This is a genomic window from Rhizobium etli 8C-3 (assembly GCF_001908375.1).
GTDB lineage: Bacteria > Pseudomonadota > Alphaproteobacteria > Rhizobiales > Rhizobiaceae > Rhizobium > Rhizobium etli_B.
Genome location: NZ_CP017241.1, coordinates 2,942,132 through 2,957,864, shown reverse-complemented (window position 1 = coordinate 2,957,864; position 15,733 = coordinate 2,942,132). Strand labels below are relative to the sequence as shown.

The following is a 15,733-nucleotide window of genomic DNA, read 5'->3' as shown; positions in this document are numbered from 1 at the left end:
TCTCGCCAAGCTGACCTGACGCTCACATCTCATGCAGCACATGTGCCGCCTTGACCGCAGCCGAGGCCCGGTTTTCGACGCCAAGCTTCACGTAGATCTGCTCCAGGTGCTTGTTCACCGTGCGAGCCGATAGTCCCAAAATTTCGCCGATGTCGCGATTTGCCTTGCCCTTGGCGATCCAGAGCAGCACCTCCGATTCGCGCTGGGTCAGGGAGAAATGCTGGCGAAGCACGGCGTCGTCGCTGCGATGGTTGGCGGCGGTCAGGCGGAAGAGATATTCGTCGGGGCCGATGGTTCCCAGGAAACCGAGTTGAAGCGTTGCCTGGCCTGCGTTGGCGATGGAGATGATTGAATCGCGCCCGGCTGCAGCGCGCGTTCTCATCCAATCGGCGATGTGATTGGTGACGATGTCCATGCCGTCGTCACTGCCCGTCGCTGCGTTGACGAGGCGGGTTGCCTGCGGCGTCGACCAGTGAACGGCACCGTCGCCTTTGACGGCAAGCAGGTGGCGTCCGGCAGCGTCGAGGGCCACGCGGGCGCTTTGCGCCGAACGCGCGTTGCGTAGATGCACACGAATGCGGGCGCGAAGCTCGTCGATATTGATCGGCTTGGTCAAATAGTCGACCCCGCCCGATTCCAGCGCGTGGACGACGTGTTCGGTTTCGGTGAGGCCGGTCATGAAGATCACCGGCACCTGGCTGACGGCCGCATTGGCCTTCAGCTTCCGGCAGGTCTCGAAGCCATCCATCGAAGGCATGACCGCGTCGAGCAGGATTAGATCCGGCGTGATGCGCTCGACGATGTTCAAGGCTGCGGAGCCCGAGGTTGCGATCAGTACGGAAAAACCGGACTGTTCCAACGCATCGGTCAAGAACCCCAGCGCCTCGGGGGAGTCGTCGACCAGCAGAACGATATCGCGGGGGAGGGCCGGTTCAGCCAATGGTTTCTACCTTTTCGTCGAAGCCGTGCAGGAAGGTCATGAAGCCGGCAAGATCGAAGGCGGCGACATAGGTGCTTAGTTCATTCGCAAATGGCTGATTTGCCTCCACCTTGGCAAGGTCTGCGAGCTTGGCTTCGATGCCGCGGATATAGCCGATCTCGCCGAGGCGGAGCAATTCCTCGATATGGGCGCAGCCGGGGCTTTTCATCGGCGGCTGAGCCACGGAAATGGTTGTTTGGGCGGTGTCGGCATAGATCCACTTCAGGCCAAGATGCAGCGCCAGCTTGTCGCGAAGCTGCTTGATATCGACAGGCTTGCCGATTGCATCGCTGTGGCTGCCATCGCTGTCGGCCGCGGCCGCGGCGTCTCCGATATTGGCGGAGAGCATGACGATCGGGGAGGTCTGGCCGGTTTCGCGCAAGCGCGATACGAGTTGCCAGCCGTTCATGCCGGGCATGGAAATATCGACGAGAAAGAGGTCCGGCTGAATGCCTTCGATCAGCGTGAGGCAATCCGGGCCGTTGCCCGCCGTCAACACGACGAAATCGAGCGGCACCAGGATTTCCCGCATCATCTCGCGATGATCTTCGTTGTCGTCGACGACGACGATCGTCCGGCGCGGGCCGTCATAGCTGACGATCTTCTTTTCCTGGGGCGGCGCGACCATTTCGCGCATCACGGCAAATAGCATCAGGCGAACGCGGAAGGTCGAGCCATTGTCCTTCTCGCTGCTGACGGAAATTTCGCCGCCGAGCGTGTTGGTGAGGAGTTGCGTGATCGTCAGCCCCAACCCAAGCCCCGGCATGGGTCGGACGCTTTCGGCCTCACCCCGCTGGAAAGGTTCGTAGATGCGGCTTAGGTCCTTTTCGGCAATGCCGCGACCGGTGTCGGTAACGGTGAAGGTCGCGACCTGGCTGCGATAGCCCACATCAAAGGTCACGCTCCCCTCGTCGGTAAACTTGATGGCGTTCGAAAGCAGATTGACGAGGATTTGGCGCAAGCGTTTCTCGTCGGTGCGGACGAACTGCGGAAGAGACGGAGAGCGCTCATGCCTGAAAGCAAGGCCCTTGGCCTGCGCCTGCGGGCGGAACATGTCGACGATCTGGTCGAGAAAATCGTGGATGTTGATTTCATTGGAATAGACCTGCAGGCGGCCCGCCTCGATCTTGGAAATGTCCAGCAAGCCGTCGATCAGCCCGGAAAGATGTTCGGCGCTGCGGCGGATGACCTTGATGGATGATTGGCGCGGCGCGGGAATGGTCTCGTCGCGCTCAAGGATCTGGGCATAACCGAGCACGGCGTTGAGCGGCGTACGCAGCTCATGGCTCAAGCCCACCACATACCTGCTTTTCGCCCGGTTCGCGGCTTCTGCCGCCTCCTTGGCATTTTGAAGCGCTGCGTCGGTCTTTTTATGCGCGGCGATTTCCCTCAGGAGCAGAGTATTTTGACGCGACGATTCCTCTTCGGCGACGACGCGGCTGTCATGGGCCAGCACGTAGAACCAGCAGACGACGCCGGCGATGACGGAAAAGACGAAGAAGACGATCAGGATCGTTCCGTTGACGACCTCCGCCGTTTCCGGAGAGGCCGAGGCGACCTGATGGGCAATCATCGCAAGGATCCCGCCGACCGCTGTCAGGGCCAGAACCACTGCAATGCCGTAACGCCCGAGACGGGTCGACAATTTCTCGATCACGGTCTCCGGCAGCAAGGCCTTGGCGACGGTGCCGACCTGCGTGTTGAACCGCGCTTTCGGCTTGCACATGTCGTGACAGCGGCTGTCGAGCGAGCAGCAGAGCGAGCAAATCGGCGCCGCATAGGCCGGGCACCAGGCCATGTCCTCCGGCTCGAACGGATGTTCACAGACGGAACAGGTGATGTTCGTCAGGTTCTTCCAGCTGTGACGCGGTTTGCGCGCCAGGTAGAACTTGCCCTTCGTCGCCCAGGCGATCAGCGGCGAGGCCGTGAGCGCGATCACCAGCGTGATGTAGGGTGCAAGCGAAGCGGCAACGGCGCCGAAGACGCCGAAATGCGCAACCAGCGCGACCGTTGCCGAAAGGCCCATGGCGCCGAGGCCGACCGGGTTAATGTCGTAGAGATGGGCGCGCTTGAACTCGATGCCTGGCGGAGCAAGGCCGAGCGGCTTGTTGATGAAGAGATCGGCTGAAATCGTGCAAAGCCAGGCCATGGCGATGATCGAAAATATCCCGAGCGTTTCCTCAAGCAGTCGGTAGATGCCGAGTTCCATGAGAAGAAGGGCGATTGCGACGTTGAAGATAAGCCAGATGACTCGACCGGGGTGGCTATGGGTCAGGCGCGAGAAAAAGTTCGACCATGCGAGCGAGCCGGCATAGGCGTTCATCACGTTGATCTTCAACTGCGAAACGACGACAAAGGCCGCCATCAGCAGCAATGCCCCGATATCCCAGGGGATCATGTAGCCGAAAGCGGTCAGATACATCTGCGCCGGATCGGCGGCGCGATCGACTGGAACGCCGGCGCTTAACGTCAGAACGACGAGAAAGGAGCCGGCAAGCAGCTTCGGTGCCCCGATGATGACCCAGCCGGGGCCGGCCAGAAAGACGGCGAGGCGATGACGCAGCTTGCGCTGTCCGCCCGGTGGCAGGAAGCGGAGAAAGTCCGCCTGTTCGCCGATCTGGGACATGAGGGCAAGGATCACGGCAGAAGCAGCCCCGAACTCCATCAGGTTGAAATCCGCGACTGTACCTGGCGGGCCCGAAGCGTGACGAATGCCGGCGAAGGCGCGCCAGAGATCGAACTTTTCCCAATCCAGGAATGCGATGAAGATGAAGGGAAGGATATTGAGCACGATCCAGAAGGGCTGGGTGACGAGCTGGAACCTGCTGATCAGCTTGACGCCGTAGGTCACCAGCGGGATCACCATGACGGCGCTGACGATGTAGCCGATCCAGAGCGGGATGCCGAGCGTCAGTTCCAGCGCCCCCGACATGATCGAAGCCTCGATCGCAAAGAGCATGAAGGTGAAGCTGGCGTAAATCAGCGAGGTAATCGTCGAGCCGATATAGCCGAAGCTTGCCCCGCGCGTGAGAAGGTCGATGTCAACGCCGTGCCTGATTGCATAACGGCTGATCGGCAAACCGATCGCGAGCATGGCGATCGAGGCGACGACGATCGCGTAGAAGGCGTTGGTCGTGCCATAGGAGAGGGTGATGGCACCCCCGATCGCTTCGAGCGCGAGAAAGGAAATCGCACCGATCGCCGTCTGCGAGATGCGCTGCGAGGAAAATTGCCGGGCGCTCTTGGCGGTGAAGCGCAGCGCATAGTCTTCCAGCGTCTGGTTGGCAACCCAGCGATTATATTCGCGTCTTACCGGAATAATGCGTTGGCGCGCTGCCATGCCTATTTTCTAGCGTTCTCGATAAAGTGATCATTGAATAGGCAGCTTTGGCAGGAATGACGGAAAACGCAAGAGGTGCAACGCCGCAAGTTCACCAAACATCCATATTTTTGGAACGCGCAAATCCTATTGGTCCGCCATTCCTTCCTGGAATACGGAAATCCACGACGTCTGTCTTGCGCTATCGCCGGTTGTCCACCGCGCTCTTCGTTCTTCTGATCGTCATGCCGTCGCTTGCAAGTGCCCAGTCGGCCGGCGACGACGCGGAAGGCTATGGTCGGCTCAACGTCTTTGCCGCCGAGACGGCTACGGCACGTAAAACGGTGCCCGGGGAACGAGGATCGAGTTCTTGAAGGCGGGTTCCGTCACCGGCACCTTCGATAAGGCCAGCCTGAAGCGCCATTGGGCAGCCGTTGCCTGCGGCCCGACCGGGGTGACGCTCACCATCAAGGACAGTAGCTGGGCCAACATGGGCCCTGCGCGACTAACCCGCGCCTCGACGGCTGCATGGCAGCGGTGACCCTGAAGGCCATTGCCGTGCCGACCTGCCCATTTCGCCCCCACCCCTACGTCATATTGCGTATACGGTTTTGCGCAGCAGCCCCCGATAGTTCTTTAAGCAACGGTTAATTTCAGTTTCCGGCCTGTTGCGGAACAAGAAGAGGGGAGTTCAACCAGATGAATCTCAAGTCCTATGTAACGGGCGCCGCGCTTGGCGCCGTCATGGCGGCGTCAGCCGCCTTCCACGGAGCCGCAGCCGCCGCCGACACGATCAAGGTCGGCGTTCTGCATTCGCTCTCCGGTACCATGGCCATCTCCGAAACGACGCTGAAAGATGCCATGCTTATGCTCATCGACGAGCAGAACAAAAAGGGTGGCCTTCTCGGCAAGAAGCTGGAAGCGGTTGTCGTCGATCCAGCCTCCGATTGGCCGCTGTTTGCCGAAAAGGCACGCGAGCTGATCGAAAAGGACAAGGTTGCGGCCGTCTTCGGTTGCTGGACCTCGTCTTCGCGCAAGTCGGTCCTGCCCGTTTTCGAAGAGCTGAACTCGTTGCTCTTCTATCCGGTTCAGTATGAAGGCGAAGAGTCTTCGCGCAATATCTTCTATACGGGCGCTGCTCCGAACCAGCAGGCGATCCCGGCTGTCGACTACCTGATGGAAAAGGAAGGTGTTAAGCGCTTCGTGCTTGAAGGCACCGACTACGTCTATCCGCGCACCACCAACAAGATCCTGGAAGCCTACCTCGTATCCAAGGGTATCCCGAAGGAAGACATCATCGTCAACTACACGCCCTTCGGCTTCTCCGACTGGCAGACGGAAGTCTCCAAGATCAAGGAGTTCGGCTCGTCCGGCAAGAAGACAGCCGTCGTCTCCACCATCAACGGCGACGCCAATGTTCCCTTCTACAAGGAACTGGGCAACCAGGGCATCAAGGCAACCGACATCCCGGTCGTCGCCTTCTCCGTCGGCGAAGAAGAGCTTGCCGGTCTCGACACCAAGCCGCTCGTCGGTCACCTCGCAGCCTGGAACTACTTCGAGTCGGTCGAAAGCCCGGCCAACAAGAAGTTCATCAAGGAATGGCACGCCTTCACCAAGAACGACAAGCGCGTGACCAACGATCCCATGGAAGCCGCCTATATCGGCTTCAATGCATGGGTCAAGGCTGTCCAGGCGGCCGGAACGACCGATACCGACAAGGTTCTCGACAGCATCATCGGCACCACGGTTCCGAACCTCTCCGGCGGCTATGCCACCGTTATGCCGAACCACCACATAACCAAGCCGGTGCTGATTGGCGAAATCCAGGCCGATGGCCAGTTCGAAATAGTCCAGGAAACGTCAGCCGTCGTCGGCGACGAATGGTCCGACTTCCTGCCGGACTCCAAGGACCTGATCTCCGATTGGCGCAAGCCCATGAACTGCGGCAACTTCAACGTTGCAACGGGCAAGTGCGGCGGCAAGGGCTCCTGAGTACGAACCCGGTCCGTTGACTGCCTGAAGCCTTCCGTCCGGATCCCTTGTCCGGGCGGAAGTCCAGTCCCGAGCGATTGCCGCCCACAAGGCCAACGACAAGCCAGGCGAGAGAGCCCATGTTTCGCGCCATCAAGATTTTCCTTCTGACGATCTGCCTTGCCCTGCCGGCCTTCGCCACGGCGCTCGAGGCCCAGGACGATGTCCACGCTCTTGTCGATGCGCTCGGTGCCGGCGGCTTTCAGGAGCGCGAAGCCGCCATCAAGGCTCTTGTGGCTTCAGGAGATCTGCACGTCGGCCAGATCCTGCAGCAGCTGAGCGACGGCCAGCTTTACGTGAATTCCGAAGAAGGCGGGCCAGTTCTCCTGCTGGGTGGCACCGACGACGAGCCGACCTATTCCGACCCGATCACCGGCCAGGCTGTCGCCGATATCGATCCCGACTACATGTCCAAGGTCAAGATCAACAATTCCCTGCGTGGCGTGATCGCCAGCGCCATGAGCACGCTGACGCTGCTGAGCCCGGACCGTTCCGCAAGGCTTGCAGCCGCTCAGGGGCTGCTGAAGGATTCCGACCCTTCCAATCTTCAGCTTCTGAACGCGGCACTCGCCGATGAAAAAGATGCCGAAATCAAGAATACGATGGAAGCGGCCCGCGCCGTCATGATGCTGAAGAGCGATGTCAGCGCCGAAGACAAGAAGTCGGCGATCGATACAATCGCGGCTCGCGGAGACCGCAACGCACTCACCATCCTGACCACCGCGATGGAGACTGCACCCGACGACCTGAAGGCCGGCATCGAGGCCAATATCGCCAGTATCAAGCGCAACCTGGCGCTCTGGGATATCGTGCAGAACGTCTGGTACGGCCTGTCGCTCGGCTCGGTGCTGCTGCTGGCGGCAATCGGGCTTGCCATCACCTTCGGTGTCATGGGCGTCATCAACATGGCCCATGGCGAAATGGTGATGATCGGCGCTTACACTACCTATGTCGTGCAGGAACACATCGCATCGAGCTTTCCCCAACTTGCAACCTATTCGCTGGTGATTGCGATTCCGGCGGCCTTTGTCTTCACTGGCTTCGTCGGCCTCGTCATTGAGCGCATGGTCATCCGTTATCTTTACGGCCGCCCGCTCGAAACGTTGCTGGCGACATGGGGCGTATCGCTTATCCTGCAGCAGGCGGTTCGCACGATCTTCGGCCCGACCAATCGCGAAGTGCGCAATCCAAGCTGGATGTCCGGCGCCTTCGAACTCGGCGGGCTGTCAATCACTTGGAACCGCATGTGGATCATCGTCTTTTCAATGATGGTCTTCGTGACGTTGCTGCTGCTCTTGAAGCGCTCCGACTTCGGTCTGCAGATGCGCGCGGTCACGCAGAACCGCCGCATGGCTTCGTCGATGGGAATCCGCACCGGTTGGGTCGATGCCTTCACCTTCGCGCTCGGCTCCGGCATCGCCGGCATGGCGGGTGTAGCGCTCTCGCAGATCGACAACGTCTCGCCGAACCTTGGCCAGAGCTACATCATCGACAGCTTCATGGTCGTGGTCTTCGGCGGCGTCGGCAATCTTTGGGGCACGTTGGTGGGCGCGTTGTCGCTCGGCGTCGTCAACAAGTTCCTCGAGCCCTTCGCCGGCGCGGTGCTCGGCAAGATCCTCGTGCTCGTCCTCATCATCCTTTTCATCCAGAAGCGTCCGCGCGGGCTCTTCGCACTCAAAGGAAGGGCGGTGGAAGCATGATTACGGCCTTCCTTCTCCGGTCTCTCGATCGCAAGATTTCCATTGCCGTCGCCATTCTGCTCACGGTCGCCGTGCTGGTGCCGGTTCTGAACCTCATGACGGGTCCGGACAATACATTGCATATCCCGACCTACATCATGGCGCTGTTCGGCAAGTACCTCACCTATGCTTTGTTGGCCCTGGCACTCGACCTGGTCTGGGGTTTTTGCGGCATCCTTTCGCTCGGTCACGGCGCCTTCTTCGCACTCGGCGGTTATGCGATGGGCATGTATCTGATGCGCCAGATCGGGTCGCGCGGCGTTTATGGCGACCCGATCCTGCCCGACTTCATGGTGTTTCTGAACTGGAAAGAACTGCCCTGGTTCTGGTACGGCTTCGACCAGTTCTGGTTTGCAGCGCTGATGGTGCTGGTGGTGCCTGGGCTGCTCGCCTTCGTCTTCGGCTGGTTCGCCTTCCGGAGCAGAGTGAACGGCGTCTATCTGTCGATCATCACCCAGGCCATGACCTATGCGCTGCTGCTTGCCTTCTTCCGCAACGACATGGGCTTCGGCGGCAATAACGGCATGACCGACTTCAAGGACATCCTCGGCTTCAACGTACAGGCCGACGGAACGCGCGCAGCGCTCTTCGCCGCGACCGCAACCCTCCTGGCGCTGTCCCTGCTGATTGCTTCGGCCATCGTGCGTTCGAAGTTCGGCAAGGTGCTGGTCGGTGTGCGCGATGCGGAAAGCCGGACGCGCTTCCTCGGCTACCGCGTCGAACACTTCAAGCTCTTCACCTTTGTCGTCTCGGCGATGATGGCGGGCATTGCAGGCGCGCTCTACGTGCCGCAGGTCGGCATCATCAATCCTGGAGAATTCGCACCGGCAAACTCCATCGAGGTCGTCATCTGGACGGCCGTCGGCGGCCGCTCGACGCTGATCGGGCCGATTATCGGTGCGATTCTGGTCAATGGCGGCAAAACCATCTTCACCGGACTTTTTCCTGAGTTCTGGCTCTTTGCGCTCGGCGGTCTCTTCGTTGCCGTCACGCTGTTCCTGCCGAAAGGTATCGTCGGCACGATCGCCCAATTCCTCGGCAAGAAGAAGTCGAGGACGGAAACGGCGCCGCCTGCTTTTCAGGAAGAAGGCGTCGACGCGAAAATCCAGGCAGCGGAGTGAGCGGCCATGATACCGGATATCAAACCCAACAGCGTGCTCTACCTCAACAACGTCTCGGTGTCCTTCGACGGCTTCAAAGCGCTGAACTCGCTTTCGATCGTCATCGAGCCCGGCGAGCTTCGCGCCATCATCGGCCCCAACGGTGCCGGCAAGACGACGATGATGGACATCATCACCGGCAAGACGCGGCCCGATGAGGGCGAGGTTTATTTCAACGGCGATATCGACCTCACGAAGAAAGATGAAGCCGATATCGCCCAACTCGGCATAGGCCGCAAATTCCAGAAGCCCACGGTCTTCGAAAGCCATACGGTCTGGGACAATCTGGAGCTGGCACTCAATCGCAAGCGCGGCGTTTTCCCGACGCTCTTTTATCGCCTCTCGTCTGAAGACAAGGCGCGCATCGAGGAAATCTTGAAGACCGTGCGGCTGACGAATCGCAGCGGCGATCTGGCAGCCAGTCTGTCTCACGGGCAGAAGCAATGGCTGGAGATCGGCATGCTGCTTGCACAGGAGCCGAAGCTGCTGCTGGTCGACGAGCCGGTTGCCGGCATGACCGATGCCGAAACCGTGGAGACGGCAATCCTGCTGCGGGAAATCGCCAAGACCCGCTCCGTCGTCGTCGTCGAGCACGACATGGGCTTCATCCGCGACCTCGGCGTAAAGGTCACCTGCCTGGCGGAAGGGTCCGTGCTTGCCGAGGGATCGATCGATTTCGTGAGTTCCGATGCGAAGGTGATCGAGAATTATTTGGGGCGCTGAAGGATGATTGATCTGTTTGTCGTTGGTGGGGCTTTGTGCTTTCCCCAACCCCTTCGCAAAGGAGGGAGGAGTTTAACCGGGTCGCTCGCTCATTGCCGTGATCGTCCGCCTTTGCGGGTTGATGGAAACCAAGACGGTAGCTCCAAGTCAGCCACCGCCTCTCGTGCGAACGGTTGGGGAGAAATCTTTGAACCCGCAACGCGCCAGGAGGCGGCCTCATGCTGACAGTTGAAAACGCAAACCTTCATTATGGCGCCGCACAAGCGTTGCGCGGCATCTCGATCAAGGCGCAGATGGGCAAGATCACTTGCGTGCTGGGGCGGAACGGTGTGGGGAAGAGCTCTCTTCTCCGCGCCGTCACCGGCCAGCATCCGCTCTCGGCCGGAACGGTGAGCTTCAATGACGTGGCGTTGAACGGCATGCCGCCTTATGCGCGCGCCAAGCAGGGTATCGGCTATGTGCCGCAGGGGCGCGAGATTTTCCCGCTGCTCACCGTCAAGGAAAATCTTGAAACCGGCTTTGCTCCGCTTGGCCGCCGCGACCGCAACATCCCCGACGATATCTTCAGCCTCTTCCCGGTGCTGAGGTCGATGTTGTCGCGTCGCGGCGGCGATCTTTCTGGCGGCCAGCAGCAGCAATTGGCAATCGGCCGGGCGATGGTGACGCGGCCGAAGATCCTGGTGCTGGACGAGCCGACCGAAGGCATCCAGCCGTCGATCATCAAGGACATCGGCCGGGCGATCCGCTATCTGCGCGATTCAACCGGCATGGCAATCCTGCTCGTGGAGCAGTATCTCGACTTCTGCCGTGAGCTTGGCGACTACGTCTACATCATGGACCGCGGCGAGGTCGTCCACGAGGGGTCGGCAGAAACGCTCGATACGCCCGAGGCCAGGCGCCACCTGACCGTCTGAACGGCATATGCCGCTTTCCAAGGCAGCTTCCATTTCCTGAGCAGCCGCGTCTGCCGCCGTTCCTTTGAGATCGGCAGGCGGCATAAAAATTGCTTGCTTTCAGTTATTTGCGGCATTGAATGAGAACGGCCGGGCAAACGGCGAAGGCACAAAGGGGATGGAATGACGATCGCGGCGGCAAACACCAGGCCACAAAGGGCGCAGGGGCGCGGGCACCTTTCGGCCAAGCTGCTTGACGGGCGCACGCGCATCCGCGAACTCTATCAGGAAGGTGCCGCCAAGATACGCCTGCCGCAGACTTTCGATGCTTCCATGGAGGCCGTCATCATCAATACGGCGGGCGGGCTCACCGGCGGCGACGAGATGAACTGGAGCGTCGTTGCAGGCCCGATGACGCGTATCGACGTGACGACACAGGCCTGCGAGAAGATCTACAAGGCGTCCGCTGGAACGGCCGAAGTGACGACAACGATCGCGGTCGGTGCAGATGCACGGGTCGACTGGCTGCCGCAGGAGACGATCCTGTTCGATCGCGCTTCGCTGTCGCGTCGCCTCGACGTCGATCTAAGCGAGACGGCGCAATTCCTGGCCGTCGAGGCGATCCTGCTCGGCCGCAAGGCGATGGGAGAGAAGATGGAGACCGGCCTTTTCCGTGATCGCTGGCGGATCAGGCGCGCTGGCAAGCTGATCCATGCCGAGGAGTTGCGGCTTGACGGCGCGATCGGCGCGCTGACTGCTCGCCAGCCCGTCCTCGGTGGGCAGGTGGCTTTTGCAACCTTGCTTTATGCCGGGCCCCTTGCAGAAGCCTATCTCGCGAAAATGCGCCCACTGCTCGACGGACATGCGGCAGGCGCCAGCGCCTGGAACGGCAAGCTCGTCGTGCGCGCTGCAGCCGCTGACGGCTTTGTTCTCAGAAAAATCCTGATCCCGGTCATTTCCGCCTTGCGCAACGGTGCGCCTGTGCCGAAAGTCTGGAATCTCTAGTTTCTAAGCAGATGGATGGACGATGAACCTCACTCCGAGAGAAAAAGACAAGCTGCTGATTTCCATGGCGGCGATGGTGGCGCGACGCCGGCTGGAACGCGGTGTGAAGCTCAATCATCCCGAAGCGATCGCGCTGATCACCGACTTTGTCGTGGAAGGCGCCCGTGACGGCCGCCCGGTCGCAGAACTGATGGAAGCGGGCGCTCATGTGATCGGCCGGCATCAGGTGATGGAGGGCGTCGCCGAGATGATCCATGATGTGCAGGTGGAAGCGACCTTCCCGGATGGCACCAAGCTCGTCACCGTCCACGAACCGATCCGCTGAGGAGGTCGCAATGCTCGAACTTCGTCCGAACTGCGAATGCTGCGACAAGGACCTGCCGCCGGAAAGCCGCGAGGCGATGATCTGCACTTTCGAGTGCACCTTCTGCGCTGATTGCGCCGACGGTGTGCTTCAGGGCCAATGCCCCAATTGCGGTGGTGAGTTTTCTTGCCGCCCGGTGCGTCCGGCCGCCATGCTCGCCAGATATCCGGCGTCGACGAAACGTATCTTGAAGGCCCAGGGCTGCATGCCCGTGAAGGCGGCGTGAGGAAAAGAAGATGATCCCAGGCGAAATCATTGCCGCAAGCGGCGACATCGAATTGAACGCCGGTGCACCGACCGTCACCATTGAAGTGTCGAACACCGGCGATCGCCCGGTGCAGGTCGGCAGCCACTACCATTTTGCCGAAACCAATGCCGGTCTTTCCTTCGACCGCGACAAGGTGCAGGGCATGCGCCTCGACATCCCGGCGGGCACCGCCGTGCGTTTCGAGCCGGGTCAGACGCGTTCCGTGACGCTGATCCCTCTGTCAGGCAAGCGCGAGGTCTATGGCTTCCGCCAGCTCGTGATGGGCAAGCTCTGAGAAGAAAAAGCGGGAGGAAATCGATGCGGTTGAATTGGTACCTGACCGGCGCTGCGGCGGGAATGATCGTGGCCGGTGCCGCACAGGCCCAAGAGCCGGATTGCAAGGCCCCGAAGACGCAGGCCGACATGACTTTCTGCGAGCAGTCCCGATACGAGGCGGCAGACACGGCGCTGAACGAGCAGTGGAAGAAGACGCGTGCGGCGCTTGCGGCGACCGACAAGGATCTGGACGAGAAGGATCGCGGAGCCGAAAAGGCGCTGCTAACGGCGCAGCGCGCCTGGATTTCCTATCGGGATGCCCAGTGCGAGGCTTACGGCTTCCAGGCGCGCGGCGGCACGATGGAGCCGATGCTGGTGGCAGGTTGTCTTGCCAACCTGAGCGAAGAACGCACAAAACAGCTCAAAGAGCTTTCCGATGCGGTGGGATTGAGGTGAGCTGCAAGATCATGATCGTCGGCAATGGGGAAATCGGCGAGGAGGGAGCAGCGGCAATCGCGGCTGCGGACTTCGTCATCCGTTTCAACGAATGCCGCTCCTATGCCGCAAGCCCCGGCCGCACCGACGTCGTAGCCGTCTGCAACACCGGGCGTCCGGCCAAGGCGATGCTGGGTTCAAATACGTGGCGGATGCACCCGGCCGTCATGGAGGCTGCGGAAATCTGGAGCGTGCGCGATCCCGAAAAATTCGCCGTCTTGCGTGCGCCCCTTGCTGCTTCGCATCCCGAGCTCGACGATTTCTGCGACGATTATACGAGTCACTTCAACGTCTTCTGCCAGAACGCTGGCAAGGAACATATGGTCGTTGAGAAAGTGATTCATGAAGCAGTCGACGACGCCCTTGCCCCCTTTGATCCCGCCCCTTACGTCGTTCCGAGCAGCGGTATGATTGCAATTGCCGCTACCTTCCGCAGGTTTCCTAAGGTCGAGGTCGGCCTTGCCGGCTTCAGTCACGCAGGCTGGGAATGGCATCCTTTCGCCGCCGAAAGGCAGCTTGTCGACAGCTACATCGCCAATGGCCGGCTGACGCGCCATCCTGCTGACACTTTTCTTTCTTCCTCCCAAGGAGCCTGATTGATGCCCCACAAGATTTCCCGCGCCGCCTATGCCAGCATGTTCGGTCCGACCGTCGGCGACAAGGTACGCCTCGCCGATACCGAGCTCTTCATCGAGGTCGAAAAGGATTTCACGACCTATGGCGAAGAGGTGAAGTTCGGCGGCGGCAAGGTGATCCGCGACGGCATGGGGCAGAGCCAGGTGACCCGCGCCAATGGTGCGGTCGATACCGTCATCACCAATGCGGTTATCGTCGATCATACCGGCATCGTGAAGGCCGATATTGGGCTCAAGGACGGACGGATCGTCGCGATCGGCAAGGCCGGCAACCCCGACACCCAGCCGGGCGTCAACATCATCGTCGGTCCAGGCACCGAGGCGATCGCAGGCGAAGGCAAGATCGTGACGGCCGGCGGGATGGACAGCCACATCCACTTCATCTGCCCGCAGCAGATCGAAGAAGCGCTGATGAGCGGTCTTACCTGCATGCTCGGCGGCGGTACCGGCCCAGCGCATGGCACATTGGCGACGACCTGCACGCCCGGCCCCTGGCACCTCGCCCGGATGATCGAAGCGGCCGATGCCTTCCCGATGAACCTCGCCTTCGCCGGCAAGGGCAATGCATCGCTGCCTGGCGCGCTCGAGGAGATGGTGCTTGCCGGCGCCACCTCGCTGAAGCTGCACGAAGACTGGGGCACGACGCCCGGCGCGATCGACTGCTGCCTGACGGTTGCCGACCAATATGACGTGCAGGTGATGATCCATACCGACACGTTAAACGAAAGCGGATTTGTCGAAGACACGATCGGCGCCATCAAGGGCCGCACGATCCATGCCTTTCACACGGAAGGCGCAGGCGGCGGCCACGCGCCGGACATCATCAAGATCTGCGGCCAGTCGAACGTGATCCCGTCTTCGACCAATCCCACGCGGCCCTACACGGTCAATACGATCGCCGAACATCTCGATATGCTGATGGTCTGCCATCACCTGTCGCCGTCGATCCCCGAAGACATCGCCTTTGCCGAAAGCCGCATCCGCAAGGAAACGATCGCAGCCGAAGACATCCTGCACGATATCGGAGCCTTCTCGATCATCTCGTCGGACAGTCAGGCCATGGGCCGTGTTGGCGAGGTGGCAATCCGCACATGGCAGACGGCCGACAAGATGAAGCGCCAGCGCGGACGTCTGAAGGAGGAAAAGGGCGACAATGACAATTTCCGTGTCCGCCGTTACATCGCCAAATATACAATCAATCCGGCGATTGCGCATGGCCTTTCCCATGAGATCGGCTCCATTGAAGTCGGCAAGCGCGCCGACCTCGTCATATGGAATCCCGCCTTCTTCGGCGTGAAGCCGGACATGGTGCTGCTCGGCGGCTCGATTGCGGCTGCACCTATGGGCGATCCGAACGCCTCCATCCCGACGCCACAGCCGGTGCATTACCGGCCGATGTTTGCCTCTTACGGCAAGAGCCTCACCAATTCCTCCGTCACCTTCGTTTCAAAGGCCTCGCTTGATGCCGGGCTGAAGGGAAGGCTGGGTGTCGCCAAGGATCTCCTTGCCGTCAAGAACACCCGCGGTGGTATCTCCAAGGCATCGATGATCCACAACAGCCTGACGCCGCATATCGAGGTCGATCCGGAAACCTATGAGGTGCGCGCTGATGGCGAACTGCTCACCTGCGAACCGGCAACAGTTCTGCCGATGGCGCAGCGCTACTTTCTTTTTTAGACCAACAGGAGCGCCGGCTTCGTGAGGCGGCGCTCTTAAAGCGCATGTCAATACACTCGTCACATGGTTGTATAAAGCGCTGCAATTTTGTCACGGGCAACAGTTGCTCCCCTTTGCGATACCGAATTCTTTCTAGTTGCTAATATTCCTCTGTTTTTCAATGCGTTAGCCCTGTTTTTGAGGTTTCCGA

15 protein-coding genes are annotated in these 15,733 nt (G+C 60.4%); 13 read left to right on the top strand and 2 right to left on the bottom strand.

Annotated elements, in window-relative coordinates:
* Positions 1-22 precede the first annotated feature (22 nt).
* A complete protein-coding gene (locus tag AM571_RS14815) occupies positions 23-940 on the bottom strand; it encodes a response regulator transcription factor (protein ID WP_074062060.1) in 918 nt (305 codons plus the stop codon).
* The gene (locus AM571_RS14810) at positions 933-4,319 is read right to left on the bottom strand and encodes an ATP-binding protein (protein WP_074062059.1); all 3,387 of its coding nucleotides are present in this window, start codon (positions 4,317-4,319) and stop codon (positions 933-935) included. The genes AM571_RS14815 and AM571_RS14810 overlap by 8 nt, the downstream gene beginning before the upstream one ends.
* 349 nt (positions 4,320-4,668) lie before the next feature.
* On the opposite strand from AM571_RS14810, the gene AM571_RS36295 reads away from it, so the two are divergent.
* The 13 genes from AM571_RS36295 to ureC all read left to right on the top strand — a co-directional run bounded on the left by AM571_RS36295 (position 4,669) and on the right by ureC (position 15,543).
* The gene (locus tag AM571_RS36295; RefSeq protein WP_155774455.1) at positions 4,669-4,839 is read left to right on the top strand and encodes a hypothetical protein; all 171 of its coding nucleotides are present in this window, start codon (positions 4,669-4,671) and stop codon (positions 4,837-4,839) included.
* Positions 4,840-4,997: 158 nt separating this feature from the next.
* Complete coding sequence (gene urtA, locus AM571_RS14805; RefSeq protein WP_074062058.1) at positions 4,998-6,290, top strand: urea ABC transporter substrate-binding protein; 1,293 nt, start codon at positions 4,998-5,000, stop codon at positions 6,288-6,290.
* 119 nt (positions 6,291-6,409) lie between these two features.
* The gene (urtB, locus tag AM571_RS14800) at positions 6,410-8,029 is read left to right on the top strand and encodes an urea ABC transporter permease subunit UrtB (protein ID WP_074062057.1); all 1,620 of its coding nucleotides are present in this window, start codon (positions 6,410-6,412) and stop codon (positions 8,027-8,029) included.
* Positions 8,026-9,189 (top strand): urea ABC transporter permease subunit UrtC, encoded by a 1,164-nt coding sequence (gene urtC, locus AM571_RS14795; protein ID WP_074062056.1) that lies wholly within the window; start codon positions 8,026-8,028, stop codon positions 9,187-9,189. The genes urtB and urtC overlap by 4 nt, the downstream gene beginning before the upstream one ends.
* Positions 9,190-9,195: 6 nt before the next feature.
* Complete coding sequence (gene urtD / locus AM571_RS14790) at positions 9,196-9,951, top strand: urea ABC transporter ATP-binding protein UrtD (protein WP_074062055.1); 756 nt, start codon at positions 9,196-9,198, stop codon at positions 9,949-9,951.
* Positions 9,952-10,169: 218 nt separating this feature from the next.
* Positions 10,170-10,865, top strand: a complete 696-nt coding sequence (gene urtE, locus AM571_RS14785) for an urea ABC transporter ATP-binding subunit UrtE (RefSeq protein ID WP_074062054.1) — start codon at positions 10,170-10,172, stop codon at positions 10,863-10,865.
* 162 nt (positions 10,866-11,027) lie between these two features.
* Positions 11,028-11,849, top strand: coding sequence for an urease accessory protein UreD (locus AM571_RS14780; RefSeq protein WP_074062053.1), 822 nt, complete (start codon positions 11,028-11,030; stop codon positions 11,847-11,849).
* Positions 11,850-11,871: 22 nt separating this feature from the next.
* A complete protein-coding gene (locus AM571_RS14775) occupies positions 11,872-12,174 on the top strand; it encodes an urease subunit gamma (protein ID WP_024315673.1) in 303 nt (100 codons plus the stop codon).
* A gap of 10 nt (positions 12,175-12,184) precedes the next feature.
* Entirely contained in the window at positions 12,185-12,439 is a 255-nt protein-coding gene (locus tag AM571_RS14770) for a DUF1272 domain-containing protein (RefSeq protein WP_074062052.1), read from the top strand.
* A 10-nt stretch (positions 12,440-12,449) separates the two neighbouring features.
* Entirely contained in the window at positions 12,450-12,755 is a 306-nt protein-coding gene (locus AM571_RS14765) for an urease subunit beta (RefSeq protein WP_022716977.1), read from the top strand.
* A gap of 23 nt (positions 12,756-12,778) precedes the next feature.
* Positions 12,779-13,192, top strand: coding sequence for a lysozyme inhibitor LprI family protein (locus tag AM571_RS14760; RefSeq protein ID WP_074062051.1), 414 nt, complete (start codon positions 12,779-12,781; stop codon positions 13,190-13,192).
* Between the two features lie 11 nt (positions 13,193-13,203).
* Positions 13,204-13,827 (top strand): Urease operon accessory protein, encoded by a 624-nt coding sequence (locus AM571_RS14755; RefSeq protein ID WP_074063262.1) that lies wholly within the window; start codon positions 13,204-13,206, stop codon positions 13,825-13,827.
* 3 nt (positions 13,828-13,830) lie between these two features.
* The gene (gene ureC, locus AM571_RS14750) at positions 13,831-15,543 is read left to right on the top strand and encodes an urease subunit alpha (protein ID WP_074062050.1); all 1,713 of its coding nucleotides are present in this window, start codon (positions 13,831-13,833) and stop codon (positions 15,541-15,543) included.
* Positions 15,544-15,733: the final 190 nt, after the last annotated feature.

What these genes read in the sequence shown, in the direction of transcription:
- urtA (WP_074062058.1), top strand. Translation starts at nt 4,998, where the DNA reads ATGAATCTCAAGTCCTATGTAACGGGCGCCGCGCTTGGCGCCGTCATG.
- urtE (WP_074062054.1), top strand. Translation starts at nt 10,170, where the DNA reads ATGCTGACAGTTGAAAACGCAAACCTTCATTATGGCGCCGCACAAGCG.
- AM571_RS14765 (WP_022716977.1), top strand. Translation starts at nt 12,450, where the DNA reads ATGATCCCAGGCGAAATCATTGCCGCAAGCGGCGACATCGAATTGAAC.
- urtC (WP_074062056.1), top strand. Translation starts at nt 8,026, where the DNA reads ATGATTACGGCCTTCCTTCTCCGGTCTCTCGATCGCAAGATTTCCATT.
- AM571_RS14760 (WP_074062051.1), top strand. Translation starts at nt 12,779, where the DNA reads ATGCGGTTGAATTGGTACCTGACCGGCGCTGCGGCGGGAATGATCGTG.
- AM571_RS14810 (WP_074062059.1), bottom strand. Translation starts at nt 4,319, where the DNA reads ATGGCAGCGCGCCAACGCATTATTCCGGTAAGACGCGAATATAATCGC.
- urtB (WP_074062057.1), top strand. Translation starts at nt 6,410, where the DNA reads ATGTTTCGCGCCATCAAGATTTTCCTTCTGACGATCTGCCTTGCCCTG.
- AM571_RS14770 (WP_074062052.1), top strand. Translation starts at nt 12,185, where the DNA reads ATGCTCGAACTTCGTCCGAACTGCGAATGCTGCGACAAGGACCTGCCG.
- ureC (WP_074062050.1), top strand. Translation starts at nt 13,831, where the DNA reads ATGCCCCACAAGATTTCCCGCGCCGCCTATGCCAGCATGTTCGGTCCG.
- AM571_RS14755 (WP_074063262.1), top strand. Translation starts at nt 13,204, where the DNA reads ATGATCGTCGGCAATGGGGAAATCGGCGAGGAGGGAGCAGCGGCAATC.
- urtD (WP_074062055.1), top strand. Translation starts at nt 9,196, where the DNA reads ATGATACCGGATATCAAACCCAACAGCGTGCTCTACCTCAACAACGTC.
- AM571_RS14775 (WP_024315673.1), top strand. Translation starts at nt 11,872, where the DNA reads ATGAACCTCACTCCGAGAGAAAAAGACAAGCTGCTGATTTCCATGGCG.
- AM571_RS14780 (WP_074062053.1), top strand. Translation starts at nt 11,028, where the DNA reads ATGACGATCGCGGCGGCAAACACCAGGCCACAAAGGGCGCAGGGGCGC.